The sequence below is a fragment of the Halanaeroarchaeum sp. HSR-CO genome, assembly GCF_024972755.1.
Taxonomy (GTDB): Archaea; Halobacteriota; Halobacteria; order Halobacteriales; family Halobacteriaceae; genus Halanaeroarchaeum.
In genome coordinates this window covers 1,197,906-1,223,804 of record NZ_CP087724.1, presented here as the reverse complement: position 1 = coordinate 1,223,804, position 25,899 = coordinate 1,197,906, and the positions used below count along the sequence as shown (strand labels likewise).

The 25,899-nt window shown below is 62.2% G+C and carries 27 protein-coding genes, 1 tRNA gene and 1 pseudogene; 16 read left to right on the top strand and 13 right to left on the bottom strand.

Annotated features, from left to right (window positions below; genetic code table 11):
- On the bottom strand, positions 1-231 hold the full coding sequence (locus HSRCO_RS06310; protein ID WP_259519588.1) for a hypothetical protein: 231 nt from the start codon (positions 229-231) through the stop codon (positions 1-3).
- A gap of 431 nt (positions 232-662) precedes the next feature.
- Between HSRCO_RS06310 and HSRCO_RS06305 the strand changes: the two genes are divergently transcribed.
- From HSRCO_RS06305 to HSRCO_RS06290, 4 genes and pseudogenes are all read left to right on the top strand, one after another.
- Positions 663-959 carry a hypothetical protein gene (locus HSRCO_RS06305; protein WP_259519587.1) on the top strand — a complete coding sequence of 99 codons (297 nt, stop codon included), beginning with the start codon at positions 663-665 and terminating at the stop codon, positions 957-959.
- A 61-nt stretch (positions 960-1,020) separates the two neighbouring features.
- Positions 1,021-1,257, top strand: a pseudogene (locus tag HSRCO_RS06300) (hypothetical protein); the annotation flags it as partial.
- A 316-nt stretch (positions 1,258-1,573) separates the two neighbouring features.
- Positions 1,574-2,905 (top strand): hemolysin family protein, encoded by a 1,332-nt coding sequence (locus HSRCO_RS06295; RefSeq protein ID WP_259519585.1) that lies wholly within the window; start codon positions 1,574-1,576, stop codon positions 2,903-2,905.
- Positions 2,906-3,350: 445 nt separating this feature from the next.
- A complete protein-coding gene (locus HSRCO_RS06290) occupies positions 3,351-4,763 on the top strand; it encodes a carotenoid oxygenase family protein (protein WP_259519584.1) in 1,413 nt (470 codons plus the stop codon).
- A 282-nt stretch (positions 4,764-5,045) separates the two neighbouring features.
- Here HSRCO_RS06290 and HSRCO_RS06285 read toward each other — a convergent pair whose 3' ends face one another.
- Positions 5,046-5,255, bottom strand: a complete 210-nt coding sequence (locus HSRCO_RS06285) for a hypothetical protein (protein WP_259519583.1) — start codon at positions 5,253-5,255, stop codon at positions 5,046-5,048.
- A 375-nt stretch (positions 5,256-5,630) separates the two neighbouring features.
- Here HSRCO_RS06285 and HSRCO_RS06280 point away from each other — a divergent pair, with 375 nt between their 5' ends.
- A complete protein-coding gene (locus HSRCO_RS06280; RefSeq protein WP_259519582.1) occupies positions 5,631-6,017 on the top strand; it encodes a hypothetical protein in 387 nt (128 codons plus the stop codon).
- A 319-nt stretch (positions 6,018-6,336) separates the two neighbouring features.
- Here the strand turns inward: HSRCO_RS06280 and HSRCO_RS06275 are convergent, their stop codons facing one another.
- The 5 genes from HSRCO_RS06275 to HSRCO_RS06255 all read right to left on the bottom strand — a co-directional run bounded on the left by HSRCO_RS06275 (position 6,337) and on the right by HSRCO_RS06255 (position 10,875).
- A complete protein-coding gene (locus HSRCO_RS06275) occupies positions 6,337-7,344 on the bottom strand; it encodes a sodium:calcium antiporter (RefSeq protein WP_259519581.1) in 1,008 nt (335 codons plus the stop codon).
- Positions 7,345-7,511: 167 nt separating this feature from the next.
- The gene (locus HSRCO_RS06270; protein ID WP_259519580.1) at positions 7,512-8,522 is read right to left on the bottom strand and encodes a PAS domain-containing sensor histidine kinase; all 1,011 of its coding nucleotides are present in this window, start codon (positions 8,520-8,522) and stop codon (positions 7,512-7,514) included.
- Between the two features lie 171 nt (positions 8,523-8,693).
- Positions 8,694-9,116 carry a universal stress protein gene (locus tag HSRCO_RS06265; RefSeq protein ID WP_259519579.1) on the bottom strand — a complete coding sequence of 141 codons (423 nt, stop codon included), beginning with the start codon at positions 9,114-9,116 and terminating at the stop codon, positions 8,694-8,696.
- Positions 9,117-9,159: 43 nt separating this feature from the next.
- Positions 9,160-10,278 carry a sodium:phosphate symporter gene (locus HSRCO_RS06260; RefSeq protein ID WP_259519578.1) on the bottom strand — a complete coding sequence of 373 codons (1,119 nt, stop codon included), beginning with the start codon at positions 10,276-10,278 and terminating at the stop codon, positions 9,160-9,162.
- Positions 10,279-10,419: 141 nt separating this feature from the next.
- Positions 10,420-10,875, bottom strand: a complete 456-nt coding sequence (locus HSRCO_RS06255; protein ID WP_259519577.1) for a YbhB/YbcL family Raf kinase inhibitor-like protein — start codon at positions 10,873-10,875, stop codon at positions 10,420-10,422.
- A gap of 110 nt (positions 10,876-10,985) precedes the next feature.
- On the opposite strand from HSRCO_RS06255, the gene HSRCO_RS06250 reads away from it, so the two are divergent.
- From HSRCO_RS06250 to HSRCO_RS06235, 4 genes are all read left to right on the top strand, one after another.
- Positions 10,986-11,225, top strand: a complete 240-nt coding sequence (locus HSRCO_RS06250; RefSeq protein ID WP_259519576.1) for a hypothetical protein — start codon at positions 10,986-10,988, stop codon at positions 11,223-11,225.
- A 77-nt stretch (positions 11,226-11,302) separates the two neighbouring features.
- A complete protein-coding gene (locus tag HSRCO_RS06245; protein WP_259519575.1) occupies positions 11,303-13,723 on the top strand; it encodes a penicillin acylase family protein in 2,421 nt (806 codons plus the stop codon).
- Positions 13,720-14,115 carry a hypothetical protein gene (locus HSRCO_RS06240; protein ID WP_259519574.1) on the top strand — a complete coding sequence of 132 codons (396 nt, stop codon included), beginning with the start codon at positions 13,720-13,722 and terminating at the stop codon, positions 14,113-14,115. The genes HSRCO_RS06245 and HSRCO_RS06240 overlap by 4 nt, the downstream gene beginning before the upstream one ends.
- 149 nt (positions 14,116-14,264) lie before the next feature.
- The gene (locus tag HSRCO_RS06235; protein WP_259519573.1) at positions 14,265-15,026 is read left to right on the top strand and encodes an SIMPL domain-containing protein; all 762 of its coding nucleotides are present in this window, start codon (positions 14,265-14,267) and stop codon (positions 15,024-15,026) included.
- A 23-nt stretch (positions 15,027-15,049) separates the two neighbouring features.
- Here the strand turns inward: HSRCO_RS06235 and HSRCO_RS06230 are convergent, their stop codons facing one another.
- Together HSRCO_RS06230 and HSRCO_RS06225 are read right to left on the bottom strand one after the other, a co-directional pair.
- Entirely contained in the window at positions 15,050-15,688 is a 639-nt protein-coding gene (locus HSRCO_RS06230) for an alpha/beta hydrolase (RefSeq protein ID WP_259519572.1), read from the bottom strand.
- Between the two features lie 3 nt (positions 15,689-15,691).
- On the bottom strand, positions 15,692-16,306 hold the full coding sequence (locus HSRCO_RS06225) for a VOC family protein (RefSeq protein WP_259519571.1): 615 nt from the start codon (positions 16,304-16,306) through the stop codon (positions 15,692-15,694).
- 265 nt (positions 16,307-16,571) lie between these two features.
- Here HSRCO_RS06225 and HSRCO_RS06220 point away from each other — a divergent pair, with 265 nt between their 5' ends.
- The 6 genes from HSRCO_RS06220 (at position 16,572) to HSRCO_RS06195 (ending at position 21,895) form a co-directional block, all read left to right on the top strand.
- Entirely contained in the window at positions 16,572-16,841 is a 270-nt protein-coding gene (locus HSRCO_RS06220; protein ID WP_259519570.1) for a hypothetical protein, read from the top strand.
- Between the two features lie 108 nt (positions 16,842-16,949).
- Positions 16,950-18,143 carry an extracellular solute-binding protein gene (locus tag HSRCO_RS06215; RefSeq protein WP_259519569.1) on the top strand — a complete coding sequence of 398 codons (1,194 nt, stop codon included), beginning with the start codon at positions 16,950-16,952 and terminating at the stop codon, positions 18,141-18,143.
- 62 nt (positions 18,144-18,205) lie between these two features.
- Positions 18,206-19,333, top strand: coding sequence for an ABC transporter ATP-binding protein (locus HSRCO_RS06210; protein ID WP_259519568.1), 1,128 nt, complete (start codon positions 18,206-18,208; stop codon positions 19,331-19,333).
- Positions 19,330-20,292, top strand: a complete 963-nt coding sequence (locus HSRCO_RS06205) for an ABC transporter permease (protein WP_259519567.1) — start codon at positions 19,330-19,332, stop codon at positions 20,290-20,292. Before HSRCO_RS06210 ends, HSRCO_RS06205 begins: the two co-directional genes overlap by 4 nt.
- Positions 20,285-21,130, top strand: coding sequence for an ABC transporter permease (locus HSRCO_RS06200; RefSeq protein WP_259519566.1), 846 nt, complete (start codon positions 20,285-20,287; stop codon positions 21,128-21,130). The genes HSRCO_RS06205 and HSRCO_RS06200 overlap by 8 nt, the downstream gene beginning before the upstream one ends.
- Before the next feature lie 60 nt (positions 21,131-21,190).
- Positions 21,191-21,895, top strand: a complete 705-nt coding sequence (locus HSRCO_RS06195; RefSeq protein WP_259519565.1) for an SDR family oxidoreductase — start codon at positions 21,191-21,193, stop codon at positions 21,893-21,895.
- Between the two features lie 35 nt (positions 21,896-21,930).
- On the opposite strand, the gene HSRCO_RS06190 is transcribed toward HSRCO_RS06195, so the two are convergent.
- From HSRCO_RS06190 to HSRCO_RS06175, 4 genes are all read right to left on the bottom strand, one after another.
- Positions 21,931-22,206, bottom strand: a complete 276-nt coding sequence (locus HSRCO_RS06190; protein WP_259519564.1) for a hypothetical protein — start codon at positions 22,204-22,206, stop codon at positions 21,931-21,933.
- A gap of 235 nt (positions 22,207-22,441) precedes the next feature.
- Positions 22,442-24,580 carry a type B DNA-directed DNA polymerase gene (locus tag HSRCO_RS06185; protein WP_259519563.1) on the bottom strand — a complete coding sequence of 713 codons (2,139 nt, stop codon included), beginning with the start codon at positions 24,578-24,580 and terminating at the stop codon, positions 22,442-22,444.
- Positions 24,577-24,867 (bottom strand): hypothetical protein, encoded by a 291-nt coding sequence (locus HSRCO_RS06180; protein WP_259519562.1) that lies wholly within the window; start codon positions 24,865-24,867, stop codon positions 24,577-24,579. Before HSRCO_RS06180 ends, HSRCO_RS06185 begins: the two co-directional genes overlap by 4 nt.
- Complete coding sequence (locus HSRCO_RS06175; protein ID WP_259519561.1) at positions 24,854-25,573, bottom strand: hypothetical protein; 720 nt, start codon at positions 25,571-25,573, stop codon at positions 24,854-24,856. The genes HSRCO_RS06180 and HSRCO_RS06175 overlap by 14 nt, the downstream gene beginning before the upstream one ends.
- 240 nt (positions 25,574-25,813) lie before the next feature.
- Between HSRCO_RS06175 and HSRCO_RS06170 the strand changes: the two genes are divergently transcribed.
- A tRNA-Thr gene (locus HSRCO_RS06170) sits at positions 25,814-25,888 on the top strand.
- Positions 25,889-25,899 lie beyond the last annotated feature (11 nt).

The following is a 25,899-nucleotide window of genomic DNA, read 5'->3' as shown; positions in this document are numbered from 1 at the left end:
TTACGCCGATTCCTCGTCGACACGGTCGCGGCCACGCTCGTTTATCTTGTCGGCAATTTCCTGCACGTCGCTCTCAGTAAGTTCGCTCTCGCTGGTGAGTTCGTCCATCACTTCGAGCGTCTCGATCTTCTCCTGGATAGCCTGTCGCGTGACCTCGCTCCAGTTAATTTCCGGGTGGTCCTCCATTCGCTCTTTGAGGTCATCGTCTACGTTGACCGTGATCGAGGGCATACAGAGATCTTTGTGCCCACAGAATACTGTGTCTTTCGGTGCATTTTGAAACACCTGATTTCGACCGCCTCACGCCTGAAAGGTCGAGTCGTTCGACAGTCGAACTAAAGCCTGCAGCGCCCGTTCGTTTATCGAACGTTCCAAATCCGACAGACAGCGGCGCATCGCTTAAATATTGATGCTGTGTCGTGTATTGGATTTCGTTCGATTACCGACCGATTCTGAATCGGGGCGTCATGCGGTTCGCTACATCGAAACTGGCGAGAGGAGGACATGATCTGTCGGCCGTTGCGGGTCAGTAAATCGAACATTCACACTGGAGGTTGCCGACATTTGATGTCAGTACGAAAACCGTCCGAACTCCCGTTCGGGAACGAGAGGATGGCGGTTGCTACGCTTCATTTTTGTTCGACGATGCCGTACTCTACGGAATGGGAACTTCGTGGATAGAAGACGAAGACGAGCGTCGACCCGCCGTCATCGACCTACACGATCACCTGGCCGCAACAGCCGAACTCCCGATAGAACGCGCGGCGAGCCGCTGGATCGGCGAAGCAGAAGCAATCGCAGCCGACCTCGTGGAGGCGCCGAACGATCCAGAATTGATACGCAAACGTGCAACTCATATTGCAGTCCTCCTCGACGAGGTCGAAGACATAGAAGACTCAACTGTAAACGAACACGTGGGAGACGCCGCACGACTCGCCGACCAACTCCGCGGTATATAGCCGGTGGTGACACACGAACCTCATTTGACGTGCCGCGAAAGAATACGACCCCGAACACTAACTCGTGGATAAACCCTTCCGAAATCAGGCACCACCGTCACTCACTGCAATGCTCAAACAGCGGCGACGATGGATGAGCGAGACGATCGAAGTGCTCGAGGTTACAGAGAAAGTCACGGCAGATACTATCGGGGAAGTCAACCACCTCGAAGAAAGAACACTTCAGGAACACGGGAGAACAGAACGGTTGCTCCGTGAATCCAGCAACGAGTTCGAGACGAGTGTGTTCGATGATTGAACGTCTCGAGTGTGAGGACGGTGAATCGGACGTGAAGGGACGTAGTGGCTCCGGAGCGCTACAATCGCGATCTGTAAAACCAAAGGGGGATTTTTGCTGGCTTGCGTCGTGACCGACTCGGGAACGATTCAAGACCGTCCACGACGATCAGTCGTACGGTAAGCGGTTTCGGCATCACGGGCAATCGTCGGGGGTTCGCTTTACCTCTCCGAGACGCAACTCCTCCGAGATTCTATTAGATGATTTTAGTGAGTGGAACAAAATGGATAGATATGAACACACGACCATCGAAAGACAGCATTTTCTGGGGTCACCAATGGTAAACGTCGCGCTATCGGCGGCACAACTCGTCTTAGCGCTGTTTCTCGTCGTACTGAACGGCTTTTTCGTCGCTGCAGAGTTCGCCTTCGTTCGGATACGTGGGACCTCGGTCGATCAACTCGCCGAGGAGGGACGGGCGGGGTCGGGGACACTCCAGGAAGTGATGACGAATCTCGATAACTACCTCGCCACGACCCAACTCGGCATCACTATCGCCTCGCTCGGACTGGGGTGGGTCGGCGAACCCGCAGTCGCAGCACTCATCCAACCCGTTCTGGAACCGATTCTCCCCACGAATCTCATCCATCTCGTCGCGTTCGCGATCGGCTTCAGTATTATTACATTTCTTCACGTCGTCTTCGGCGAACTCGCACCGAAGACCCTTGCGATCGCCCAGACCGAACGGCTTTCGCTGTTCCTCGCCCCACCAATGAAACTCTTCTATTACCTACTCTATCCCGGGATCGTCGTATTCAACGGGGCCGCGAATGCGTTCACGCGGTCGCTCGGTGTCCCGCCCGCCTCCGAAACGGATGAAACCCTCGGTGAGCGGGAACTCCTTCGCGTATTAACCCAATCCGGCGAGGGTGGAGACATCGACGTGGCGGAAGTGACGATGATCGAACGCGTCTTCGATCTCGACGACACCATGGTGCGGGAGGTCATGGTTCCACGACCGGACGTGGTGACCGTTCACACTGATGACACGCTATCCGATCTCCACTCGACCGTGTTCGAGGCCGGGCATACGCGCTATCCGGTCCTCGATGCCACCGATGGAGACCAGGTGGTCGGATTCGTGGATGTCAAGGACGTGCTGCAGGCAGAAGTCGACGATGGGGATGCCGAGACGGTCGATGACATTACCCGCGAGATTCTCATCGTTCCCGAGACGATGACGATCAGCGATCTCCTGATCCAGTTCAGAGAGGATCGCCAACAGATAGCCGCAGTTATCGACGAGTGGGGTGCGTTCGAGGGGATTGCAACGGTTGAAGACATCGTCGAGGCCCTCGTCGGAGACCTTCGGGACGGGTTCGATCTCGATGAGCGCGAACCGACGATACGCCAGCGTGACGATGGGGGATACGATATCGACGGAAGCGTCCAGTTGTCGCAGGTTAACGACGCCCTGGCTGGAAACTTCGAAAGCGAAGCGGTCGAAACGATCGGTGGAGTGGTGCTCGAGCAACTCAACCGCGTACCAGAACCTGGCGACCGCGTCGAGATCGCCGGCTACGTCGTTGAGGTGACGAGCACCGATGGGGCCCGGATTTCGACAGTATGGGTGCACGAAAGGGATTCCGATGAGACGTCCCAGGACTGAGTGACAGAGAGCAATTGTTCGATCGAGTGAACCACATACCGGTTCCACAGTCGGATTGTGGCGACGGCTATCATCGGTCCGACTCGTGATCGAGCAGTCTGATCGGTACCTCACACCCTCCGGTTTCCAGTGGTGACTATACACCCTATACAGCATGAGCGTGCAATCGTATCAAACGAAGAGGAATGTGTCCCCCCCCCAGTCAACCACTCGAATTCGGTTGTCCCACGCAGTAACAGTCGAATCGCTCGTCAGTCCCACCGGAGCTTCTAACACCTGAATTACAGGCCACTAATCCGCCGGCAGCATGTTGATTTTGCAGTCGGACGACCGGGTCCACTGCGTTCGACCGACGGCCGAATGAGTGAGTGATAGTCCTGAACCGTCCAGTGACAAACGGTAGCAGGCACCATCTACAAGCGCCTGTGAGGTGTATCCTTAGAGGATGGCTGATTACCAGCTCGGATTCCAGTCCCTTCAGGAGGAACGATCCGACCGCCGCCTCCCCATCGAGGGGGTTGTTCCGAACTGGCTGGCCGGAACATTGTATCGGAACGGGCCGGGGCTGTTCGAGGTCGGGGGCGAGCAGTTCGACCACTGGTTCGACGGGCTGGCGATGGTACGCCGCTTCTCGTTCCAGAACGGATCGATTGCATACTCGAATCGCTTCTTGCGAACGGAGACCTACCGACGGGCACACGAGAACGGAACACTCGATTCGCCCCAGTTCGGAACCACCGCCTCGGGATTTCTCTCGACAGTCAAGACCGTGCTCCGGCCGACCGCTACAGATAATACCAACGTCAATATCACGCGAACCGGCGAGACATTGCTCGCCCTCACGGAGACACCACGGTACACGGCTTTCGAATCGGAGACACTGAAGACAATCGGTGAGTGGACGTTCGAGGACGACGTCAGCAGCCACCTCACGTGTGCCCATCCTATCGTCGATCCGGCGACGGACACGACACTGAACCTCCATACGACGTTCGGACGGACCCACACGTATCAGATCACAGAGCGTCCGACCAATACGACGAGTCGAACCCTTCTCGGTGAAATCGATACTGATACCGTCGGGTACATGCACAGCTTCGGAGTCACACCCGGGTACGTGATCCTCGTCGAGCCGCCACTGGTGGTGGATCTCCGCTCACTACTGAACCCATTCGTCGGTAGCTCCTTTCTCGACGCCCTCACCTGGCGACCCCAGCGCGGGACTCGATTCCTGGTCGTGGATCGTACCGATGGGAAACTTGCCGCTACGATAGATGGGGCGCCGTTTTTCTACTTCCATGTCACCAATGCGTTCGAGGTCGCCGAGGGAGAACTGGCGATCGATCTGGTCACCTTCGAGGACGCCTCGGTGCTCCAGGCGCTTTCGCTCACGGACCTCTCGGCCGGGAATTTTTCCCATCCGATGGGCGACCTCGACCGGTTTCATGTCTCGATTCCAGAGACAACTGTCGATCGCGAGCGTCTGGTTGACGGTCATCTTTCGCTCCCGAGAATGAACGACAAATACGTGGGTCGACGGTACCGGTACGTCTACAGTCAGGGGGCCGACGCGGACGACCGCAGCGAGTTCCCCACTGGACTCCGTAAAATCGATAGCGAGACGGGTGAGGTCGAACGGTGGTCCACCCCGGACCGCTACTTCGGCGAACCGATCTTCGTGGCGCGACCCCGGGGAACGACGGAAGACGACGGCGTGATCCTGTCCGTCTTTCTCGATACGGATCGAGAGCAGTCCGGACTACTCATCCTGGATGGAAAATCGTTCGAAAAACGTGCAACAGCCTGGCTGCCGCACATCGTGCCGTTCGATTTCCACGGACAGTACTTTCGAAGATGACTCTCACACCGCAACACCGCTCGCCTCGACGACGATGGTACTGAATGATAAGCACACCTATAGAAACGGAACGGTGAGTCCAGCCGTAAGACAATTGATCACGAACCAACCGACGACGTTCCACCACGAAACATCCCGATAGCCGGGGTCAGGTAGGTCGTCAGTATACGTCCAGTCGCCGTACCGGACGCCCAGATTATCTGTAAGTCCATGCCCGCGTCGCAAGTCCGAAAGGGTGAACGAAGGGATGGCCCAGAAAGGGGCTCCGGTCGCCGCGTGCTTTTAGTTGACGTCCGTGGTTCCCGTGTTGATCGACATGAACAGGATCCACAGTGCAACGAACAAGACGACCCCGAGCGTGGTGATGTATTCGCCGACACCTGTGGAGAGCCACCAGCCGAAAACGAAGGTGATGGTCAGTAGGGGCACGCCCAGGACGGTCAACGATCGACGCGAACAGGTCGTTCCAATCTCGAAGGTGGGTTGGCTCATGGGTGGGTCTCCGTACCAAGGTAAACGACCGTATTGTTAATGTTAGTTTATCCCAATTCCTGGGAAGTGAAAATGGTGCCGTGGTTTATATATGATGTCGAAAACAACGGTCTTAGAGCCGCTACAGGTGCCAACGAAACGCGGAGTGCGGTTTCGAATCTCACGTCATACACAATACTCCACAACACCGACCGGAAGACACTCTCCTGCGGAAGCCGCTATCGATCGAACGGTCGACGCGATCACGAAATCCCCGCCGATGCAATATACAGGTGCGTCCTCGGCTTCGCGATTCACGTGGGTCTGTCACTGGTGGCCCACGCCGAGAGTTTCTTCGGGAGACAGGAGTGATCGACGGTTCCGACGTCGGTGACGATGATCACCATCCACCGGATATTCGTACGCGTCGGTGCACCGTTCCTCGACGAACGATTTACTTCTCGTATGTTCGCCGGGATACCCATCGGGGGCACGGGGATTCACACCCTGGGCGAAGTCGTTCTCGACACCATGGTCGGCCGCGGCGACATCATCGCGACACTCGCCACATCGGTCGCCGATACCGTTGCCCGATTCGACCGCACCGTCATCGCGCTCGAGAGGCCCACCGACGCCGCCGACGGCGCCAGCCTGATAGGTCGGGTTCACCGACCTATCGAACGACCGCCGTTCTGCATCGCTGTTCGACCACTCGCAGACAGCCGTGATGGGCGGTATCCGTCAGTGGTCGAAGTGCACGAATGTCCCAAATATCCTGGCTAAGATCGCGGGAATTACGCAGACCACGAGTGTCCCTCCAGTACTGGCGATTTTCACGTCGGCGATGGAAGGCGAACCTGAAATCACTACGTTCTCGGGGCAGTTTCACGAAACCGGGATCCCCCTGAAGTGGCGAGCCCATCAGTTGGCCTGGAGCTACCTCTTGGCCGAAGAGGGGGCTCGGAATCCATCGATCCGATCCGATTGGGAACGAGCGGTCAGGCACTGCTTCGAGGAGACACTCCATTCATTGGTTCGGTCGCCGGTCTATTGGTGAACGAGATGCCGTGGAAAATCGTTATCCACCAGGTTTCAGGTCTGCTTAGATGCCCCGAACGGTGTGAATGACTCCGATCGACTCGAGTGTCATCCAGACGAGGAACAGGACGTACAGTCCCAGAAATCCGTAGGCCTCGCGATCGGTCAGTTCGAGGTCGGTACGGGTGAAGACGATGAACACGAGCGAGGCGAACGTGAGAAATCCCATCGTCGGGATGGCCGTGAGGAAGTTGATCGTGGCCGACCCCGCCAGGAGGATACCGATGGGGATAGCGACCAGGAGATTGAATATGTTGCTTCCGAGGACGTTCGTGAGACTCGTGATGCTGTCGTTTTCCTTTGCGGCCTTGACACTGACGAACGCGTCGGGGAGACTCGTCGCGGCCGCGATGACGGTGAGCCCCCAGAGGAAACTCGGGGTCTCGAAGATGGTTCCCAGCGAGAGTGCCGCGCGAACGAGCCCTTCCACGCCAACTGCGATTACGAGCAACGCGACTGCCAGCGTCCCCCACGCCCGGCTCACGTTGATACCGTGTGTCCGCTCGGCGACGTGGTCGCTGGCGTCCTGCTGGTGTAAGAAAATATAGACACCGTACGTGGCCAGCGGGAGAATGGCCAGCGACGGGGTCAAGATAGCGGCGCTGTTCGTTCCGCCCGGAACGTAGGTCGCACCGAGTGCGAAGACGATGAACAGGATGAGAACGCTGATGATGTAGAACTGTGCGTCTTTGTGAATGAGGCTCCGGGTCGTCTCCAGTTCCTCACTGGAGAACGCAGAGAGTGCCGGGATGACGAGGAGATTGAAGATAGCACTGCCGACGATGGCCCCGACACCGAGGGAGAAATCGCCATGGAAGACCGTACTGATGACGATCGAACTAATCTCGGGGAAACTGGATCCGACGGCGACGACGATGGCGCCGTGGAACGCGACCGGCAACCCGTAGTGGTTGCTCAGCTGTTCTGCTGACCGCTCGAAGAATCCGCTCCCCTTCCAGATGACGAGAGTGGAAACCGCGACGAGAACGAGGGCCCAGCCGAGAGCAGACATCGGTCCGCAGTTGTGGCCACGGAGTGATAGGTGTGTATCATCGGTGGTCACGAACGTTCCAAAATGCTAGAGAGCGTTCTCCAGCAGCGGTCCCGATCCGAGGGTATTCGTCCGTGACTGCCTCGATGCGGAAAGAGACGGCCGATCTGTGTAGCGAAGACCGTCCATCAGCAGGGGTGAAATTCGAACCTGGCGCCGCCTTCGGGACTCTCTCCGAGGTCGATATCCCATCCATGTTCGTCGGCAATCCGTTGGACGATCGTCAACCCGGTCCCCGTCCCACTATATCCCGTCGTGAAGCCATGCTCCATCACCTGCTCTCGGAGATCGGGGGATATCCCGCTCCCCGTGTCCTCGACGATGAACCCAGCATCTGTCGGGACGACCCGAACCGTCACATCCGACCCGCCGTGACCGACTGCATTCTTGAAGAGATTCTCCAACGCCGTCTGGAGCATCGAAGCGTCGGCGTCAATCTCGGCCGGTTCAGTCTCCAACTGTGCATCGCGGGTATCCACGGTCACCCACGCCTTCGTGGCGACGGCATCCAGGTCGACGGAATTGATGGCGACCGAATCGTCCCCGTCCCTGGCCAGTGCCACGAGATCGGTCGTGAGTTCGTCGATCCGATCAAGGGCCTCTTCGACCCGTTCGAGGCGTTCTCTATCCTGGGTCTTCTCGTAGAGTTCGAGGTTCGCCTTGGCGACGGTCAGGGGGTTGCGAATGTCATGGGTGATCATGCTCACGAACTGGTCGAGTTGATCGACCCTGGTTTCGAGTTCCCGTTCGCGGGATTTTTGTTCGGTGACGTCCGTGGAGATGCCTGCGAATCCGATGACGCCCCCGTCGTCGACGATTGGGACCCCGATGGTTTCGAGCCAGTGTTCGGTATCGGTTCCGTCGGTCAGTCGCGCTTCGAATGTATACTCGGTATTCCAGGTCCCGTCGCGGATATCCTGTTGAATCGTTTCGAACCATTCCGCTGCCCTCGCCGTATCCTCGGGATGGACCAATTCCTCGGCATCGACTGGCCAGTCGGGTTCCGAAGTTATCGTCTCCAACAGCCGACGATATGCGGGATTAGTGTAGAGGGTCTCGTCCAGATCTTCGTCGAGCAACCACACGACCTCGGGAAGGTGCTCGACGAGTTGCCGAAATTTGTCTCCCGCTTCGCTCATTGCCGGACACTGCATGCTGGCTCATGTAAAAGTACCCATAGGGCTCGCAAACGAATGGAATTGACATCCGCCCATACGATTCACCAGGCCAGCACCCCGTAGCCCCTGTTCGCCATCGCCGGCAACGCACACTGGCAACCGGTGACGACCGGCGAATGCGTGGATTCCCTCCTACCGGACCACCGTGACTGGAACCGGGGCGCGCCGGGTCACCGTCTCGGCTACACTTCCGAGCAAGATTCGCGACACGGGTGACCGACCGTGACTCCCGATGACGATCTGATCGACGTCCGCTTTCTCGGCGAAAGCGACGATTTCACGGGCCGGATCGCCAACTGCGGTCGCTGTCTCGAACTCCACGCCTCGGTCATCGACGATCGCCGCCGCTTCCTGGAAAAGGGCGTCGGCGCGCTCTTCGGCCCGCTCTCTGAGTTCCTTAGCCCCGATAAGGGCCCTCGCGCTGTAACTCTCTTCGACGTAGTCGATGACGTGAAGGACCGTTATCTGGCCCCCGGGATGCATGGAGAGGGCGTGTTCGAGTGCACGCTTCGCCATCGGGGAATCGTCCATCGGAACGAGGACGTGAACTGTCATGGGTTTGGTACTCGTGTCGGTCGTTTGAGTGGTCGAGTTTCGGTCATACGTGTGGGATTGCGAGCAGGACAATCGGAAGGACGATCAGAGTAGCGGCGAAGGCGACGAAGAATCGGCGATCCTCGAGCAGTTTGTCCTGACAGGCATCGACGACACGCAGGTACGGAGAGTACCCGACGAGGACGACCACCGTCAGAAGCGTCGCCAGTCCCATCACGAGGGCGACGATGGCGACGCCGACCATCGTCTCGAGAACGAATCCCACGACGAGCGTGTCGAACAGCGTGCCGATGTTCGCGCCGAGGATGTACGGTACCATCTCACCACGGCGGACGAACCGTCGATTGTACAGCGGCACGATAACGCCGAGCGAAAAGGCGACGCTCGTCGTGAGCCCCGTGATCAGTAGCCCGATTCCGAAGGCCATCCACCGCCGTTTGAAGTGCCGAAACACGTACTTTCGGATAGTCTCGGTGTGGACACGTTCGAGGAGTGAATCGAAAAACCAGAGACTCCCGAAGAGCAACGCGATGGCCACACCCAACGTGATGGTGGGGCCGAGCGCTCTCGTCACTGCATCGGTGACGGGTTCCAGGAGCTCTAACGAACGGATCGACAGGCCCAGCCCCGTCGTCGCCTCGAACACCGTCGAACGATATCGCGTCAGGACGACGGCACCGAGTGCAGTAACTGGAATGTAGATGCTGAACGTGATCACGAACGTCAGCAGGCCGAGACTGGTTCCTTCGGTCAGCGACTGGCTTCGACGGTTTTGCAGGTAATCAATCGCTCCGACGAGGACGATGACGGCGGTCCCACCGAGACGGGTCCCGGCGATCATGAAATAGGTCTCGGACGGGCTGACGAGGCCAGAGCGGAGAAGCGACAGCGAGAGGGCCGCGACGACGGATCCGTTCGTCAATCCGTACGAAGCGGCCCACCCGAGGCCGAGTGCGGAGGTGTCATCGACGACGATACGTCGAAGGATCCGTTCGATCACCGGTTGGGCGGCTTCCGTCGCGGTTCCGAGTAACTGAACGGCGACCAGAAACAACAAGACCGTCCCGACCGCACCGGCCCAGAGCGGCCCGATCTCGAGAAGGCGCTCACGGAGTGCGCTCCAGTTCCGGGTCGCCGGGACGCGCCCATCCCCGTCAGTCATCGCGGTGACACCCCCTCGAATCCCCCTGCATTGGTGAGTCCGTAATTGCCGCATGGGAGTGGTACGACCGGTTCGGATTCCGACAGACCGAGTCGACGCGGCCCGCAGGTCGAACCAGCGCGCAGAAACGACGACGCGTGATCAGGGTGCAAACGTTCCTTCCAGTTGCGTCTCCTCCAGGATCGTTCCCGCCATTGCGTCCTCGAGGCGGTCCTTCGTCGCACCAGTATCGATATCCAGCTTTTCGTCCAGTGCGTATAGCTTGAACCGATACGTGTGCTCGCGGTCCGGCGGATTAGGTCCCCCGTATTCCGGGTCACCGTAGTCGTTCATTCCCTGTGTCGCATCCGAGGCGTCCCAGTCCTCCGGAATAGTGGTTCTATTGGGATCGATATTCCAGACGACCCAGTGGTCCCATACCTTGCCCGCCGGTTCCACAGCGTCCGGGTCGTCGACGATCAGCGCGAGGGACGCCGCCGATTCGGGGACGCCCGCGATTTCGAGGGGCGGGTTCAGGTTATCTCGGGTATATCCATACCGCTCGGGAATCGAACCGCCATCAGCGAACGCCGGACTCAAGAGTGTCAGGGTTGCCATCGGCCCGATTCAACAGTGGACGCCCTAATATTGATAATCTACTATCATTTTCAGTTTGTAGGAATTATAACTACTTCTGGCAGAACCCTCGAGAACCGTCCTATCCCTCTATGAGCGCGTCCGACGACATCGAAACCGCCGTCGAGGGTCTTCGAGATGGTTTCGACGACGCAGTGACCGTAGCCGATGAGCTGAGCGATACTGCACGGGGAACCGTCGAAGAAACTATCGACGACCGCGAATCGCGAATTGAGGACCGCCGGAGCGGACTGCCGACTACCTCGTCACACCCAGACGAACGCCTAACTCAGGGTGTCACATACAGTTTCGTATGCGACACTCTCGCATAGTCGGCCTCATCAGTGGACCGACAGTGTTCGAAGACCACACGGGAGACCGATCGTCGTTCCCGCGCGGAATTCGATAGATGCCGCGAGAGACGACACGCCGTCGCGTACTCGCGGGGATACTCGGTGCAGGAGTCGGGGGGCTAACTCTCTCATCGGCGTCCGACCTTCTCGACCAGTTCGCCCCGCTCTCCGGTGGACTGTGGGACGCCGCGGACCGAGAACTTCCGTCGACCGTCGAAAGCCCTCACGGCAATGCGACACTCCAGGTCGACGACTACGGCGTCCCGCACATCGACGCGGCGTCAGAACGGGCCGCGTACTTCGCCGTCGGTTACGTTCAGGCGTTCGACCGACTCTTCCAGATGGATCTCCAGCGGCGAGTAATGGGTGGACGGCTGTCGGAGGTGGTCGGCGAGGCGACGCTCGAAAGCGACGAGTTCCACGTCGCCATGGATTTCACGGGTGCCGCTGAAGCCACGTGGGACCTGATTCAAGCGGGGCCCGTCGGCCCCCTCGTCGAAGCGTTCGCGGATGGAGTCGACGCCTCGATGCAGAGCGACCAGCTCCCCCTGGAATTCGAGCTTCTCGAGTACGAGCCACGACGGTGGACTCCGGTGGATACGATGCTCATGGAAAAGCAGATATCGTGGGGGCTGACGGGGAACTTCGGTGCGTTACGTCGGGCAGTCCTCGCCGACCGCCTCGGGTCGGAGCTCGTACAGGAGCTCTTCCCAGAACGGCTGGATCACGATGTCCCCATCCTCCGAGACGAGCTGGACACGACACGCAATCAGGGTTCGATGGACGCCACCATTCGGAACCTCGACGAGGCGTCGAAAACGGCGGACTCAGAGGCGGTGACGGGCGGGAAGGCTCTGATCGACTGGTTGTCGATGTTCGAATCGGCGCCCGGTATCGGCTCCAATAGCTGGGTGGTCTCGGGGGATCACACCGCGACCGGGTCACCACTTCTCGCCTACGACCCCCATCTGGAGTTGATGGTCCCGCCGGTCTGGTACGAACAGCACGTCGAAACGCCCGAGAACTCGGTTCGCGGCGTCACCTTTCCGGGCGTCCCGTTCGTGATCGCTGGCAGGAACGGCTACGGCGTCTGGTCGTTCACGAACGTCGGTGCCGACGTTCTCGACGTCTACGACTACGAGATAGACGAGGACGGCGAACGATACCGATACGAGGGCGAGTGGCGTGATTTCGACACGGAACGACGGAAGATACGAGTCTCGGATGGCGAGGACAGGAGTCGAACGATCCGGAAGACGGTCCACGGACCAGTTCTCGAACGAGAGGGACGACGGGTCGGCGTCGCGTGGACCGGCCACTCGGCGACGCGAACGACAGAAGCGATCTACGAGTTCGGACACAACGAAGGACTCGATGCGATGCTGGAATCGACGAAGAAATTCGATCTCCCGACACAGAACCTCGTCTACGCCGACGCGGACGGAAGAACGATGTACTACGCAACTGGGAAGTTGCCGAGACGCCGCATCGATGGTGAGGTCGTGCCCGGTAACCGCATCTTCGACGGCTCCGCCGGAGCGGGAGAGTGGGAGGGATTCACTCCGTTCGGTGAATCGACCTGGGAGGGATTCGTCCCCTTCGACGAGAAACCACACGCTATCGACCCAGCGGTCCTCGCGACCGCAAACCAGCGGGTCGTCGACGACCCTCGTCACTACATTGGGACGGCGTATTCGACCCCATACCGTGGTGCACGCATCTACGAGCGCCTCGAAGAACGACTCGAGTCGGGAGGACCGATGGACCTGTCCTTCTTCCAGGACCTCCAGACCGACGTCTACGATGGTCGCGCAGCGGATCTCGTTCCCGAACTGGTCGACGCCACAACGGGTACGGATCTCTCTTCGAAAGCGACGGCGGCAGTCGATGCCCTCGACGACTGGAACTACCTGATGGAACGCGACTCGTATGCTGCACTGGTCTTCGCGCGCTGGATCGATGCGTTCGTCGAAGCCACGGTCGAGCCGACGTTCTCCGAGGCCGACCTCGACGATAGCTACTATCCGAGCGACTGGGTCGTGGCGAAACTCTCACCCGATAGCCCGCTCTACGAGGACCGGTCACGGAAGGACACGATGGTCGATTCGTTACGGACCGCTCTCCAGGAGATCGAAGAGAACGGATGGTCGACGTACGGCGACTGGAACACGACCCGAGCAGTGTCTCATCCACTGGGGAGCGAGGCCGGATTTCTCAACTATCGGGAAGAGCCGATGGGCGGGTCCCCAGTCACGGTGAAGAATTTCCGCGTGGAGGACGACGTTGGATCCTCGTGGCGGATGATCGTCACCCCTGGCGGCGACGCCGGGAGTGTGCTGCCGGGTGGGAACTCCGGGGATTACTTCTCCAGCCACTTCGACGATCAGTTGGATCTCTGGATCGAAGGGGAACTGAAACCGATGCGGCGTACCCACGACGGCGACATCCGTGTGGCGTTCGAGGAGGGATCGTCGTGAACGACGACCATTCTGGCGGCCCGGAGCGGGACCGAATGGCGCTCGATATTGGAGACCGGCGTGGAATTCTCGATCGCATCAGACACCGGCGGAAGTTCCGCATCGCGGCACTGCTTGCCACGTCGGCCGGCGGACTGGTCTTGGTCTGGGTACACTGGATCGGGTTGATCGTCGCGGGCGCGCTCGTCGGCCTCGTTTCACCGGATCTGCGTGCAGCGGTGGTCTCCGCTGGAGGATTTGGTCTGCTGGTGCTCGCCGTCTTCATCCTTCCCCGTGGTGCAATTGCCCCACGCGTCGTCTCCATGGACCCCATCATCTACATCACGGTCGGTGGCGCCCTCCTCCTCCCGGTGCTGGGGTCACTCGTGAGAGGGGTGGAGTCGTCCGCCTGAGTGAGAGACAGCATTCGCGAGATTGCTTTCGGGTCGAGTAACTGACGGCTGGGCCACCGTACCGCCGGCCCATCCGCCTGAGCGAAACAACAGTCTCGATTTGACCTTACGGCACTGCTAATAGCCGAGCGGCCGTCTTTGCGAATGCAATGTCCCGCCCTGTCCAATCGCTCATCGTCGGCGTCCTGGTGATCCTCGCGGCCGTCACCAGTGCCGGCGCCGTACTGGCCCTCGACGACGGATCACAGTCGAATCAACTGGAGAACAGCACCGCCCAATCGGGCGAGACCATCACGGTGTCCGCGAGTGGTGAAGCCCAGGCCCAGCCCGACAAAGCCGTCCTCAGGATGGCCGTCGAGGCCGACGATACCGACGTGACCGAAGCCAGGTCGACTGTAGCCGAGGACGTCTCGAGCGTGAAGGAGGCCCTCGTCGAGATGGGCATCGAGGAGGAACAGATCCGGACGACCGATTACCGCATCTACGAGGACGACCGCCGTACCAAACCCACTGAAGAGGACAGCCAGCCGATCTACCGCGTTCGACACGTCCTCACCGTCGACGTGAACGAGACCGACCAAGTCGGCGGGGTGATCGACACCGCCGTCGACGCCGGCGTGACGAGCGTCCACGACGTGCGGTTCACCCTCACGAGCGAGACGCAACGAACGCTGAAGAACGAGGCCCTCGAAAACGCCATGGACGACGCCGACACGCAGGCCGAAACCCTCGCGCAAAGTGCGAACCTGCAGATAGACGGCGTCGCGACGGTCGAGACCGGGAGCAGTGGCATCCCGCGACCAGTCTACGCGATGGAGGCGGCTGCGGGTGGCGACGCGGCAACTGATATCTCGTCCGGCCCGGTCACCGTGTCCGCACAGGTCAGAGTGACGTACGCCGCGAGTCGCTGACGGCAACCAGCCAGTCGATTTTCTCAATCCATGACGGCATCGACGAGAGCTTCGACCTGGTCGTACTCCGCCTGATTGACAGAGTGACCCATCCCCGCGTAGATCTCTTTCGTGACGTCCCCATCGAGGGCCTCGAAGACGCTGGCGGTCACGTCGACTCGTTCCACGGGAATGTGTGGATCCACGTCGCTACAGCCCAGGAAGACCGGCGTCCCCTCGAGTGAACCGGTGAACGAGTCTTCGTCGACCGTTTCACCGATGAGTCCGCCACTCAACGCCGCCAGACCGCCGTACCGGCGTGGATTCCTGGCGACGTACTCACTCGCGAGACACGCGCCCTGGGAGAAGCCCAGAAGCACGATGCGGGACGGCTCGATATCCGCAGCGGTGGCCTGCGTCACAGCACGGTCTATCGCGTCGAGTCCCGACGACCGGCCCGGTTCGTTCTGCTCGACCGGTACGAGAAAGGAATTCGGATACCAGGTATTCCCCGCTGCCTGCGGGGCGAGCATGGCGAGACCCTCGCGCTGGATCGGCTCCATCGACCGGACGATACCCCGTCCACTGGCACCGCGACCGTGTACCAGTACCATCGCGGCCGATGCCGCGTCCAGTGACGTGCCGGCCGTCACGAGTGGCCGGTCGTCGTGTGGGCCAGCCATCGATCACTCCACGCCGGTACCGGTCGCGGCGTCCGGCAGGTCGTGTTCCACGATGGGCAATCCGAGTTCCTCGAGGGCGTCTCTGAGATGGTCGTCCTGGGCGTATTCGGCACCAGCTTCCTCGCGAATACGCTGGGTAGTCGCGAGCACCTCGGCGCGGCGATCGTCGGGTATCTCGTAGGCGTCCGTGGTCAACTCGATGACCAGCCCGTCGTTGTCCCGCGTGTACAGCGAGTGAAAGATGCCTCGATCGAACTCGTTGTATCCCCGCCCGTCCGCATCGAGTGCCGCCGCGACGTCCTGGAATCGGTCCGGATCGAACCGGAACGCGAGGTGGTGGACGCCACCGACCTGGGTTCGTTGCGGTCCCCGGTTGGCGTCACGCTCGTCGCTGACGAAGAAGGTGAGCATCCGGCCGTCACCGGTGTCGAAGAAGAGATGGGTCTGGGAGGGATCGTCGAGGTTCGGTTGCCGGAGCACGAGGGGCATCCCGAGCAGGTCTCGGTAGAACGCGATGGTGTCCGCGGCGTTGCTTCCCCAGATAGTCACGTGGTCGGTGCCGGTCGTCTGCATGGGGCTGTTCGGTTGCTCGGCGGTGATCGGATCCTCGTGGGTCATTAGGTACCGTAGGGGACGAAAGAGGATATAGGCTGTACCAGCGGCGGATTCGTGGGTGAAATCGCCCGGGAACGCCACCAACCTGCCGAAAGTCGTCGATGTGAGGGCGACCACGGCGGCCCGAAACGGTTCAGACGGGCTGGGAGGACGTGGGCAGTCCGGTGTTCACGGACGGCGAACTGTTCGCCGTCGTTGCCGACGACCGGGGCGTCGACGCACACTGGACGGGAAAACGGCTTTGAGCGAGGTCATACTTGTTGTTACTGTGTCAAAAATTCCGTCGGTGAAGGGCGTCGAACTCGAGGACGAGTACTACCACGTTCGGTTTCGGGACCCCGGCGACTTCTCAGAGATTCGCACGCCGGAGTGGGCGAGAGACGCCGCCAGGGACGTCTCCGAGGGAGCGAAAGTCAGGATGGGACATCGCAGCGAGAACGATTCCTGGGTGGTTCAGTCGGTGCTGATCGCAAAGACCGTCGGCAAGACGAAAGCCCGCGAGCAAGCGGAGAAGATCGTCCGCAAAATCGAGGAGTGAACGCCACGGGTCCTCTTCGGGGACATTTCTATCGACGACATGTAGTGATGACGACGTCTTCGCGGGGCAACACACGCTGTTTATGTACAATCGGGGCGAGGCCCACCCATGGACCAACGCGAACGCGCAGTCGACGACGGACGGGGACGGTTCTCCCCCGATACCGGATCGTGGACGTCGCGACGAGCATTCCTGGCAGGAAGTTCCGCCCTCGCCGTCAGCGGACTGGCCGGCTGTCTCGGCGGCGGATCGGAGACGACGTCCGAACTGGACCCGGACGACCCACCAGAGAAGCCGGACTCGATCACCGTGCGGGCCTGGGGCGGCGTCTGGCAAGAGTCACTCGCCGCGGCGATCGGTGACCCGTTCACCGAAGAGACCGGCATCGACGTCGTCTACGACAACAGCGATATCCAGGTGACCCAGAACAACATCCGATCCGCCGTCGACCAGGGACAGGCACCACCGGTCAACGTCAACTGGACGGTCCTCGTGTTCATGCACCGCGAGTACCTGCAGGGGTTGGCCGAACCACTCCATCCCGACGTCGTGCCCCACACAGAGGAAATGCGAGAGCTAGCCCGCCCCGACGTCGACGGCCGCCTTCCGTACATCGGGTTGTACCCCTACACGTACGCGCTCGGCTACAACGAGGAGGTCCTCGAGTCCATCCAGGGGGACCCCGAGCCGGTCACCTCGTGGGAGACACTCTGGGACGACGTCTACGAAGGGTGGCTCGGAATGTACAACGACCCACCGGCAGACGGGTTCCTCCCGGTGCTGGCGGAACTGGCCGACGTCGACCTCGGGCCAGCCGACGAGATGGAACCGCTGTGGGACCTCGTCGAAGACCTCGCGCCGAATCTCGGCTACCTCGGTAGCGACTCCTCGATTTTGCAGAACTTACAGGAGGGTGAAATCGCCTACGCGGCGGGGTACCTCCCGAGTAACTTGCTCGCGGCACAGAACGAGGGTGTCCCGGTCGGGTGGACGATACCGGACGAGGGTGCGACAGTGCGGACCGACTGCATGTACACCCCGAAAAACCAGCCACTCTCCGAACGGTACTGGAGCCAGGTGTTCATCGACTTCGCGCTGCGAGCCGAGAATCAAGCGCAGTGGATGGAGGGACTCCAGATGCCCATGCTCAACGAGAACGTCGACCCGCTCGACTGGATGGCGGACGATCCGGCGTTCCCCACCGCCGAATCGGATTTCGACGCCCTCATCGCACCCGACCTCGACGTGTACGCCGAACACAGCCCGGACTGGTTCGACAGAATTTCCCAAACCCTCGAATAATCCCGGCGTGAGACGGGTCGTCGCCGTATCGCGGGTCGACGACCAGCGCCGACCGACATCCCATGATATCTGACACCCCGGCCGTCCGACTCGACCACGTATCCAAGCAGTTCGGAGACGTCACGGCGGTCGACGACGTCTCTCTCGAGATCAGACAGCAGGAGTTTCTGACCATCCTCGGCCCGAGCGGCGCCGGCAAATCGACGCTGTTGCATATGATCGCCGGGTTCGACGAACCGACGAGCGGTCACATTGCCATCGACGGCGAAGACGTCACGACCGCGCCGCCGTACGAGCGCAATATCGGGATGGTGTTCCAGAGTATGGCGTTGTTCCCCCATATGACGGTCGGCGAGAACGTCGCCTTCCCCCTGAAGATGCGCCGCATCGATCCGGCGCACATCGAGGATCGGGTCGCCGAGATGCTCGAACTGATCCGGCTCCCCGACATTGCGGACCGGAACGTCCAGGAGTTGTCGGGCGGTCAGCGACAGCGGGTCGCGATGGCGCGGAGTCTCGCCTTCGAACCGTCGATACTGTTGCTCGACGAGCCGCTGAGCTCGCTCGATAAGAAACTCCGCGAAGAGATGCGCCGAGAACTGTTGCGGATTCATCGCGAGACGGACGTGACCACCGTCCACGTCACGCACAACCAGGAGGAGGCCCTGGTGATGGCCGACCGCGTCGCCGTCATCCAGGACGGCGAGGTCGTGCAACACGCGACCACCCAGGAGCTGTACGACCGGCCGACCTCGGCGTTCGTCGCCGACTTCGTCGGCAATACGAACCTCCTCGCCGGTCGAATCACCGCCCTGGCCGACGCGACCTGTCGGGTCGAACTGAACGGCGCCGACACCATCGTTGCGTGTCCAGTCGACAGTCAGGATGCCGACCTCGCCGTCGGCGACCCCGTCGACCTGGCCATCCGATACGAACGCTTGCGAGTCGGCGACGACCTCGCGACCGACACGACGTTCAGCGGCGAGATTGCAGAAGTCACCTTCGAGGGCGATACGATCACCTACGAGGTTGACGTCTCGGGCGGCGACCTGACCCTCTCGGTCACCGAACTCAAGACGGCCCGACGCGATCTCTATCAGCGAGGGGAGGCGGTTCAGGTCGGCTGGAATGTCGACGCTGCGACGATCTATCCGGCGTCCAACGCCCACCACCAGACGATCGATACATGAGCGACGGCACCGACTCCGAGCGACACCCATTTCGATGGACGGTCGCCGATCGCGCTATTGCACTGAAAGAGCGGCTGCCCCGACGGGTCTACCAGGACCCGCCCAACTGGATGGGGTATCTCCTCGTCGGACCAGCAGTGACACTGGTGGGCGTGCTGTTCGTCGGTCTCCTCCTCCTCGCTGGCTACAGTCTGCTCACCTTCGACGCCATCGAGTACGTCGTCTACGAACTGACGGCGACGAACTGGCTGGCGGTGTTGACGACCGGCGCGTATCACCAGATATTCCTCCGGACGTTCGTCCTCGCGACGCTCGTCACCGTCCTCGCGGTCGGACTGGGACTGCCGTACGCCTACCTGACCGTCCGGGCGCGGTCCCCGGTCGTGCGCAAACTGCTCCTCGTGAGCATCTTCGTCCCGTTCTTCACGGGCGTGATCGTCCGGGCCTACGGCTGGTTGATCGTCCTGGGACGGAACGGGGTCGTCAACGCCGCACTCGGTCTGGTCGGCGTCGGACCCGTTCGGTTTCTCGCGACCGATTTCGCGGTCCTGGTCGGACTCCTCCAGATCATGCTCCCCTACGCCATAATCATGATCGCACCGGCCGTCCAGGACATCGACCGCTCACTCGAACTGGCGGCGAGCAACCTCGGTGCGAATCGCGTTCAGACATTCCGCCACGTCGTGGTGCCCCTGGCCATGCCGGGTATCGCCGGTGCGAGCGTCGTCGTGTTCACGATTACGGCGGCGACGTTCGCCATCCCCGACCTCATCGGTGGCGGACGCGTCGATTTCGTCGCCAATCTCGTCTATCGGACGATGTTCAACTCGAGCAATCTCCCGCTCGCAGCGGCGGTGAGCGTCCTCCTCGTTGCGGTGACGTCGGTCGTGGTGCTCACGATTTTCCGGACGGTCGGTCCGGGAACGTTCGGCTTCCAGGGAGGGGACCACGATGCGTAGCGATGGCGGCAGGTCGCCGACCGACTCGCTGTCGGCACTCGCCCGTCGCCTTCCCGGCGAACGACCGCTCCTCTCGACGCTCGTCGCCCTCGAAATCGTCTTCTTGCTCGTCCCGACGCTCATCGTCCTGCTGGCCTCGTTTCAGCCCGGCGACATCATCCAGTTCCCGCCCGACAGCCTCTCGCTTTACTGGTACACGACGCTGCCGGGACAGGAACGCTACTTCGGCGCGTTCGCCAGGAGTCTCTTCGTTGCGCTGTTCGCGACCGTCCTGTCGATTCCCGTCGGCGTCGCGACGGGGCTCGGAATGATGCGCTACGACATCCGGTTCGAGTCCGGGCTCCAGATCTACCTGTTGCTCCCCTTCACCGTCCCGCTGGTCGTCTCCGGCATGATCCTGCTGTTGGTCTTCCGCGAAGTCGGCGTCCTCGGTCAGTTGTGGACAGTGGGCCTGGCGCTCGCCATCATCAACCTCCCCTTCATGATCTGGAGCGTCTCGGCGAGGGTCAACGCCCTCGACCCGGAGCTCGAGCGGGCGGCGATGAATCTCGGTGCCGAAGAACTGCAGACCTTCGTTCACGTGACCCTCCCCTCGCTGCTACCCGGCATCGTCACGGGGTCGTTGATCGTGTTCGTCCTCGGGTTGAACGAGTTCCTCGTCAGCCTCCTCATCACCACGCCCGACATCGTGACCCTCCCCGTGCTCATCTACACCTCGATTCGAGCCAACGTCAGCCCCGTGATCGCCGCCGTTGCCAGCGTCTACGTCCTCGTCGCGTTCGTGGCTGTCCTCGTCGCCGACCGGCTCGTCGGTCTCGAAGCGTTCCTGCGATCCTGATCGCACCGCGTCGCCCTCGCCACCCGCCGATTTATGCCAGCGGCGACCGACCCCCTACACATGACAGTGGAATTTGACTTCGGCGGCGACGTCGCTCTCGTCACCGGCGCCGGTGGCGCACTCGGCAGTGCCGTCGTCGACGCATTCGCCGCGGCTGGTGCGACCGTCGCCGCCAGCGACGTCGTCGACATCGACAGCGACGATTCGCTCCTCGACGATCGGGAGGGAATCCACTTCTACCGGGCCGACTTCACCGACGAGGCTGCCGTCGCCGAGACCGTCGACCGGGTGCTCGAAGACCACGGTCGAATCGACCACCTTCTCAACGTCGCCGGGACGTGGCGCGGTGGCGATCCCGTTGAGGCGACCGACACCAGCGAGTTCGACCTGCTGTTCGACGTCAACCTCAAGACGATGTTCCTCGCCGCCAAGCACGCCCTCCCGGCCCTCCAGGAGACGGAGGGATCCATCGTCAGCGTCTCGGCCCGGTCGGCCCTGGAGGGCGGGGAAGGCGACGGACTCTATCGAGCGACGAAGGCCGGCGTCAAGATCCTCACCGAGTCGATCGCCGAGGAGAATCTGGGGACGGTTCGCGCCAACTGCGTCATGCCGAGCGTGCTCGACACGCCGATGAACCGCGAGATGATGACGCCCAAAGACGAGTGGGTCGCACCCGCGGACGTCGCATCGGTCGTCCTGTTCCTCTGTTCGGACGGTGCCGACGTGACGAGTGGCGCGGCCGTTCCCGTCTACGGCGAGGCGTGACCTCCCACCGGTGTGGCGCACGTTCGACGTTCGAATCAGGGCCACACCCAGGCCGTATCGCCCGCTCGTTCGATAGGGACCCCGACGTCGAGGTCCGCGTCGACGAACCAGATCGGACTCTCGAGGAGGACGTTCGTGGCGTTGATCGCGACGTACTCGACGGCGTGGTCGGTGCGGTCGCCGTCGGCCTCGCTCACCGCCACCTCGTAGTGACGGGGGGCTTCCGGAGTGATGACGATTCGGACGTCCTCGTACGTGACCGTCTCCCGAGCGAGTGGATTCGTGGGTGGTGCCGGTGTCAAGTCTGACATTCGTGTCTCCTGGCGTTCGGACGGCAGCCACGCGTCCGACGTCGGTGGTGACGCCGTCCAGCCCCATTGTTATAGATCGCTTGAACCACCGTACGGCGACACCGTCGACCGGCGAGGCCGACGGTCCTTCGGGCCTCCCGTACTAAGCGGTACACTAACTGCCACCGAATCGAACGAGAGAACGGAATCCGGTCGTCGGTCACCCGCGAGACCGAACAGTCCCCACCCGCCGACGTTACGAATCGACGGCCGTCCGCTCCGTGAACGCGGTCAGGTCGGTCGAGGTCGTCTCGGAGAGATACTCGCGGATCCGGTCGCGATCCCAGCCCAGCGGCGAGACGACGCTCTCGGCGGCCCGGATGGCGCGGTCCCGGTAGAACGCCGCGTCGTAGGTATCGGGGTCCTCGTGGGCGAGTTGCACCCGCTCGCGGGAGGCCTTCTCGTCGTCGACCACCACGTACTCGACGTCCTGGCCGGGGAACGTCTCCAGGCCACGGGCCGCGGCGCGCTCCAGGGCGGCCACGTTACGGGTCGCCTGGGCGTACTCCTCCACGCGCCTGGAGACGCGATTGGTGACGACCAGCCGCGTTGGATCGACCACGCCGCGTTCGAGGCGGGTGAGTGCGACCGAGAGGCGGTCGACGACCGGTTCGGCGCGTCGGTGCTCGTCCAGCGTGGCGACGAGCGTCTGCTGGAGCGCTGCGACCCAGTCGCAGGTGCTGCGCTGGCGGGCCTCGATACCGCGGTACTTGAAGGCGGTTCCGTCGGGTTTCGGCGTGGCGTACTTGCCGAAGTACTTCGTGAGCGCGCCGCCATCCATCCCACGGCGAGGGACGAACGCCACCCAGTCGTAGGCAGCCTCGTACTCGAGGTCGATACCGACCGCATCGGTGACCTCGGCCGCCACCGATGCGAGGGGGACCTGGGGTTCGTCCGCCCGCGGCGTCACCCAGATGCTGTCGACGATGCCGTGGACGACCCGCCACCCCGCTTCCTCGAGGGCCTCCTTGGCGGTGAGGAGGATGTCCCGGGCGTAGGCGTTGATGGCCTCGTGGGCCTCGATGCGGCCGAACTTGGCGTTCGAGAAGCCCTGGTAGCCGAAACACGAGACGAGAATCCACTTGATGGCGTCAGAACGACCCTGGAGGTCGCGACGCCGGTCCGGATCGTCAGTCTCTCGGATGGCGGCCTTGATGTCGTCCCGGTCCTCGATGAGGGGCCCGAGGACGTCCGCGAGATACCCCCGTTCGGTGCAGACGTCGTAGCCGAGCGTCGGGACGGTCTCGGCCGACTCACAGTCGCCGCGGATGGTCTCGGGGGAGATGTTCTTCTCGACGATGATGTTCGGGTACAGCGACGAGAAGTCGAGTTCGTGGACGGTCTCGTGGAGCCCCACCTGCGGTGAGAACGTGTGCCCCCCGCGGTCGGCGTCGTCGAGCGTCCGCATCGACTTGAACTGCTCGTGGCGCCAGGACCGCCACGGGACGAGGACGTCGCGGTCCAGCGCCTCGTGGATCTGCATCGCGGTGAGGACGTTCCCGATGGAGGCCCACGCGAGTTCCTGCAGCGGCTTCCCCGAGCGGCCGACCAGGTCGAGACAGCCCGCGAGGTTCGTCTGGTGGTAGAAGAACGTGTTCGAGCGGTCGACGATGGCCCGCCCGGGGACGTTGTACCGGGCGGGCGAGTGGCCGACCCGACCGTAACTCTCGAAGGTCGAGCGACCGGCGAGTTGCTGGTAGCCCGGCCGTCGGCCCAGGCTGATCGGTCCCAGTTCGTGTGCGTCGGCCACGTCGAACAGCGCCGGGACGAGTTCCGCACTGCTGAGGACCAACACGTCGGGGTCCCGGTGCTGGACCCGGTCGAGGACGGTGTCGAGGACACCCACCGGGTCGCCGGTGACGGTCTGGCCGTCGACGCTAGCCTCGCGCACGCCGGCGTACTCGGCGGCGAGTTCCGTCGGCGGTGTGGACAGCGAGAGCGTCGAGAGGTCGGCGTCGCCCGTGGGTGCGCACTCGGTCTCCAGACAGTAGCGAAACTCGCGGGAGAAGTCCACGTTGAACAGGCGGCGGTCACCGGCCCGTTCCAGGGTCGAGAGCTGACGGGCGACCGGCGTCACCGCGTCGATGTCGGCCACGTCGACCCGAAGCATCGATTCGTGGTCGTGGCGGAATCCGCGACGCCAGGGCTCGCGGGCCGTCTCGACGACCTTCGGGTGGTCGTCGACGAGCGGCCGGTTCGCCGCCAGGGTCTCCCAGTCCTCGGCGGCCAGATAGATGGTCGGCCGGTACGTCTCGTCCACGGTGGCGATCGCACCGTCGTCGGTCGACTCCCAGGTGACGACGCCATCGTCGAGGTAGTCGACTGTGAACGTCATGCCGACCCCTCCCGTGAGTCCTCGTCCCCGACCGCGTCCTCCAGCGCAGCCACCCGCTCCGAGAGGTCGGCGATGGTCTTCTCCTGCTCCAGCGCGACGGACAGCAACACGGCCGCCATCGGGTCGTCGTGGTTCTGCAACCCGCTCGCGTCGGCGTGGTCGCGCGCGTACACGAACAACTGGTCGAAGTGTGGCTTGTCGTCTCGTCGAAGCCCCCGACGGTAGGTCCCCCAGCGCTCCTCGACGCTCGCGAGGAGGTCGCGGTAGGTCGGATTAGTGCGACCCACCGGACACCACCCCTTCGATGGCCGGCCCCCGCGGCCCCTCGGTCGGCCCCGTCGCGTTCGCGTACAGCGGCTGGCGAGCCGCCAGCACCCGCCGCCAGAACGCGAGCGTCGTCTGTACCGAGCCACGACCCGCCGGGTACACGAGCGTCTCGAAGGCGTCGCTCTGGAATCGAGGACCGAAGCGGGTCCGCTCGACGTCGACCGTGTGCTCGGCGACGGTGGCCACCGGTGCGCCGAGCCGATCCGTGCCCGTCCGCGTGAGGATGACTGGAATCTCGTACTCGCGGGCGAAACGGGCGAGTCGGGCGAGCGTCCGGAGCAACAGTTCCCGTGGCTCTACCCCGCGGACGTCGTCGTCCCGGTACATGCTATCGACGGCCGGCGCGACGAGCAGGCCCGTCCCATCGTCCACGACGTCGGCGGCCGTCTCGACGAGTGCCGCGTGCTGGAACGCCGTGAACCCGCGGGCGATCTGGATGCGGTCGAGGACGCGCGGTGCGGGCGCTATCTCGCGGAGGAGTTGTGACCGACCCCGGCCCCTGGCGTCGATCCAGACCGCAGACCCGTCCTCGAGCAGCAGGTGGTCGACGACGAGCGTGTGCAGCGAGGCGAGGTCGCGGTCGGCGGTCTCGAGGAGCCAGACGCCGGGCGAGAGCCGCGGTAACTCCGGAACGTCGGTGGTCGATCCGGGTGCGAAGCGGGACATACTCGATAGCAGGACGCCCGGTCGGGAAAGTGACCTAGCGACCCTTCCGTCCCTTCCGGACCGGACAGCACCGCGCGGAACGCGTCGGTTTCGTCAGCGACGCGGCGGCTACCACCTTCCGCACCGTTTCCGGAGCGGGGGTGTGTCGGTGGTCGGCGGCGAGCGCCCGGTCGTCGCCCCCGGGCGATTCGATGCCCGAATCGTCACAACTTAGGCGACCCCCATCGTAGCCGGCGTTGCGCCGCGGTAGCTCAGCCTGGCCAGAGCAGTCGATTTGTAATCGACTGGTCGGGGGTTCGAATCCCCCCCGCGGCTGTAAGCTTCTG

Coding starts and splice junctions, on each gene's coding strand:
- HSRCO_RS06270 (WP_259519580.1), bottom strand. CDS start 8,522: ATGAGCGAAGCGGGAGACAAATTTCGGCAACTCGTCGAGCACCTTCCC.
- HSRCO_RS06215 (WP_259519569.1), top strand. CDS start 16,950: ATGGACCAACGCGAACGCGCAGTCGACGACGGACGGGGACGGTTCTCC.
- HSRCO_RS06205 (WP_259519567.1), top strand. CDS start 19,330: ATGAGCGACGGCACCGACTCCGAGCGACACCCATTTCGATGGACGGTC.
- HSRCO_RS06255 (WP_259519577.1), bottom strand. CDS start 10,875: ATGGCAACCCTGACACTCTTGAGTCCGGCGTTCGCTGATGGCGGTTCG.
- HSRCO_RS06210 (WP_259519568.1), top strand. CDS start 18,206: ATGATATCTGACACCCCGGCCGTCCGACTCGACCACGTATCCAAGCAG.
- HSRCO_RS06190 (WP_259519564.1), bottom strand. CDS start 22,206: ATGTCAGACTTGACACCGGCACCACCCACGAATCCACTCGCTCGGGAG.
- HSRCO_RS06290 (WP_259519584.1), top strand. CDS start 3,351: ATGGCTGATTACCAGCTCGGATTCCAGTCCCTTCAGGAGGAACGATCC.
- HSRCO_RS06225 (WP_259519571.1), bottom strand. CDS start 16,306: ATGACCCACGAGGATCCGATCACCGCCGAGCAACCGAACAGCCCCATG.
- HSRCO_RS06310 (WP_259519588.1), bottom strand. CDS start 231: ATGCCCTCGATCACGGTCAACGTAGACGATGACCTCAAAGAGCGAATG.
- HSRCO_RS06285 (WP_259519583.1), bottom strand. CDS start 5,255: ATGAGCCAACCCACCTTCGAGATTGGAACGACCTGTTCGCGTCGATCG.
- HSRCO_RS06295 (WP_259519585.1), top strand. CDS start 1,574: ATGGTAAACGTCGCGCTATCGGCGGCACAACTCGTCTTAGCGCTGTTT.
- HSRCO_RS06275 (WP_259519581.1), bottom strand. CDS start 7,344: ATGTCTGCTCTCGGCTGGGCCCTCGTTCTCGTCGCGGTTTCCACTCTC.
- HSRCO_RS06245 (WP_259519575.1), top strand. CDS start 11,303: ATGCCGCGAGAGACGACACGCCGTCGCGTACTCGCGGGGATACTCGGT.
- HSRCO_RS06235 (WP_259519573.1), top strand. CDS start 14,265: ATGTCCCGCCCTGTCCAATCGCTCATCGTCGGCGTCCTGGTGATCCTC.
- HSRCO_RS06200 (WP_259519566.1), top strand. CDS start 20,285: ATGCGTAGCGATGGCGGCAGGTCGCCGACCGACTCGCTGTCGGCACTC.
- HSRCO_RS06195 (WP_259519565.1), top strand. CDS start 21,191: ATGACAGTGGAATTTGACTTCGGCGGCGACGTCGCTCTCGTCACCGGC.
- HSRCO_RS06305 (WP_259519587.1), top strand. CDS start 663: ATGGGAACTTCGTGGATAGAAGACGAAGACGAGCGTCGACCCGCCGTC.
- HSRCO_RS06230 (WP_259519572.1), bottom strand. CDS start 15,688: ATGGCTGGCCCACACGACGACCGGCCACTCGTGACGGCCGGCACGTCA.
- HSRCO_RS06185 (WP_259519563.1), bottom strand. CDS start 24,580: ATGACGTTCACAGTCGACTACCTCGACGATGGCGTCGTCACCTGGGAG.
- HSRCO_RS06265 (WP_259519579.1), bottom strand. CDS start 9,116: ATGACAGTTCACGTCCTCGTTCCGATGGACGATTCCCCGATGGCGAAG.
- HSRCO_RS06280 (WP_259519582.1), top strand. CDS start 5,631: ATGATCACCATCCACCGGATATTCGTACGCGTCGGTGCACCGTTCCTC.
- HSRCO_RS06260 (WP_259519578.1), bottom strand. CDS start 10,278: ATGACTGACGGGGATGGGCGCGTCCCGGCGACCCGGAACTGGAGCGCA.
- HSRCO_RS06250 (WP_259519576.1), top strand. CDS start 10,986: ATGAGCGCGTCCGACGACATCGAAACCGCCGTCGAGGGTCTTCGAGAT.
- HSRCO_RS06175 (WP_259519561.1), bottom strand. CDS start 25,573: ATGTCCCGCTTCGCACCCGGATCGACCACCGACGTTCCGGAGTTACCG.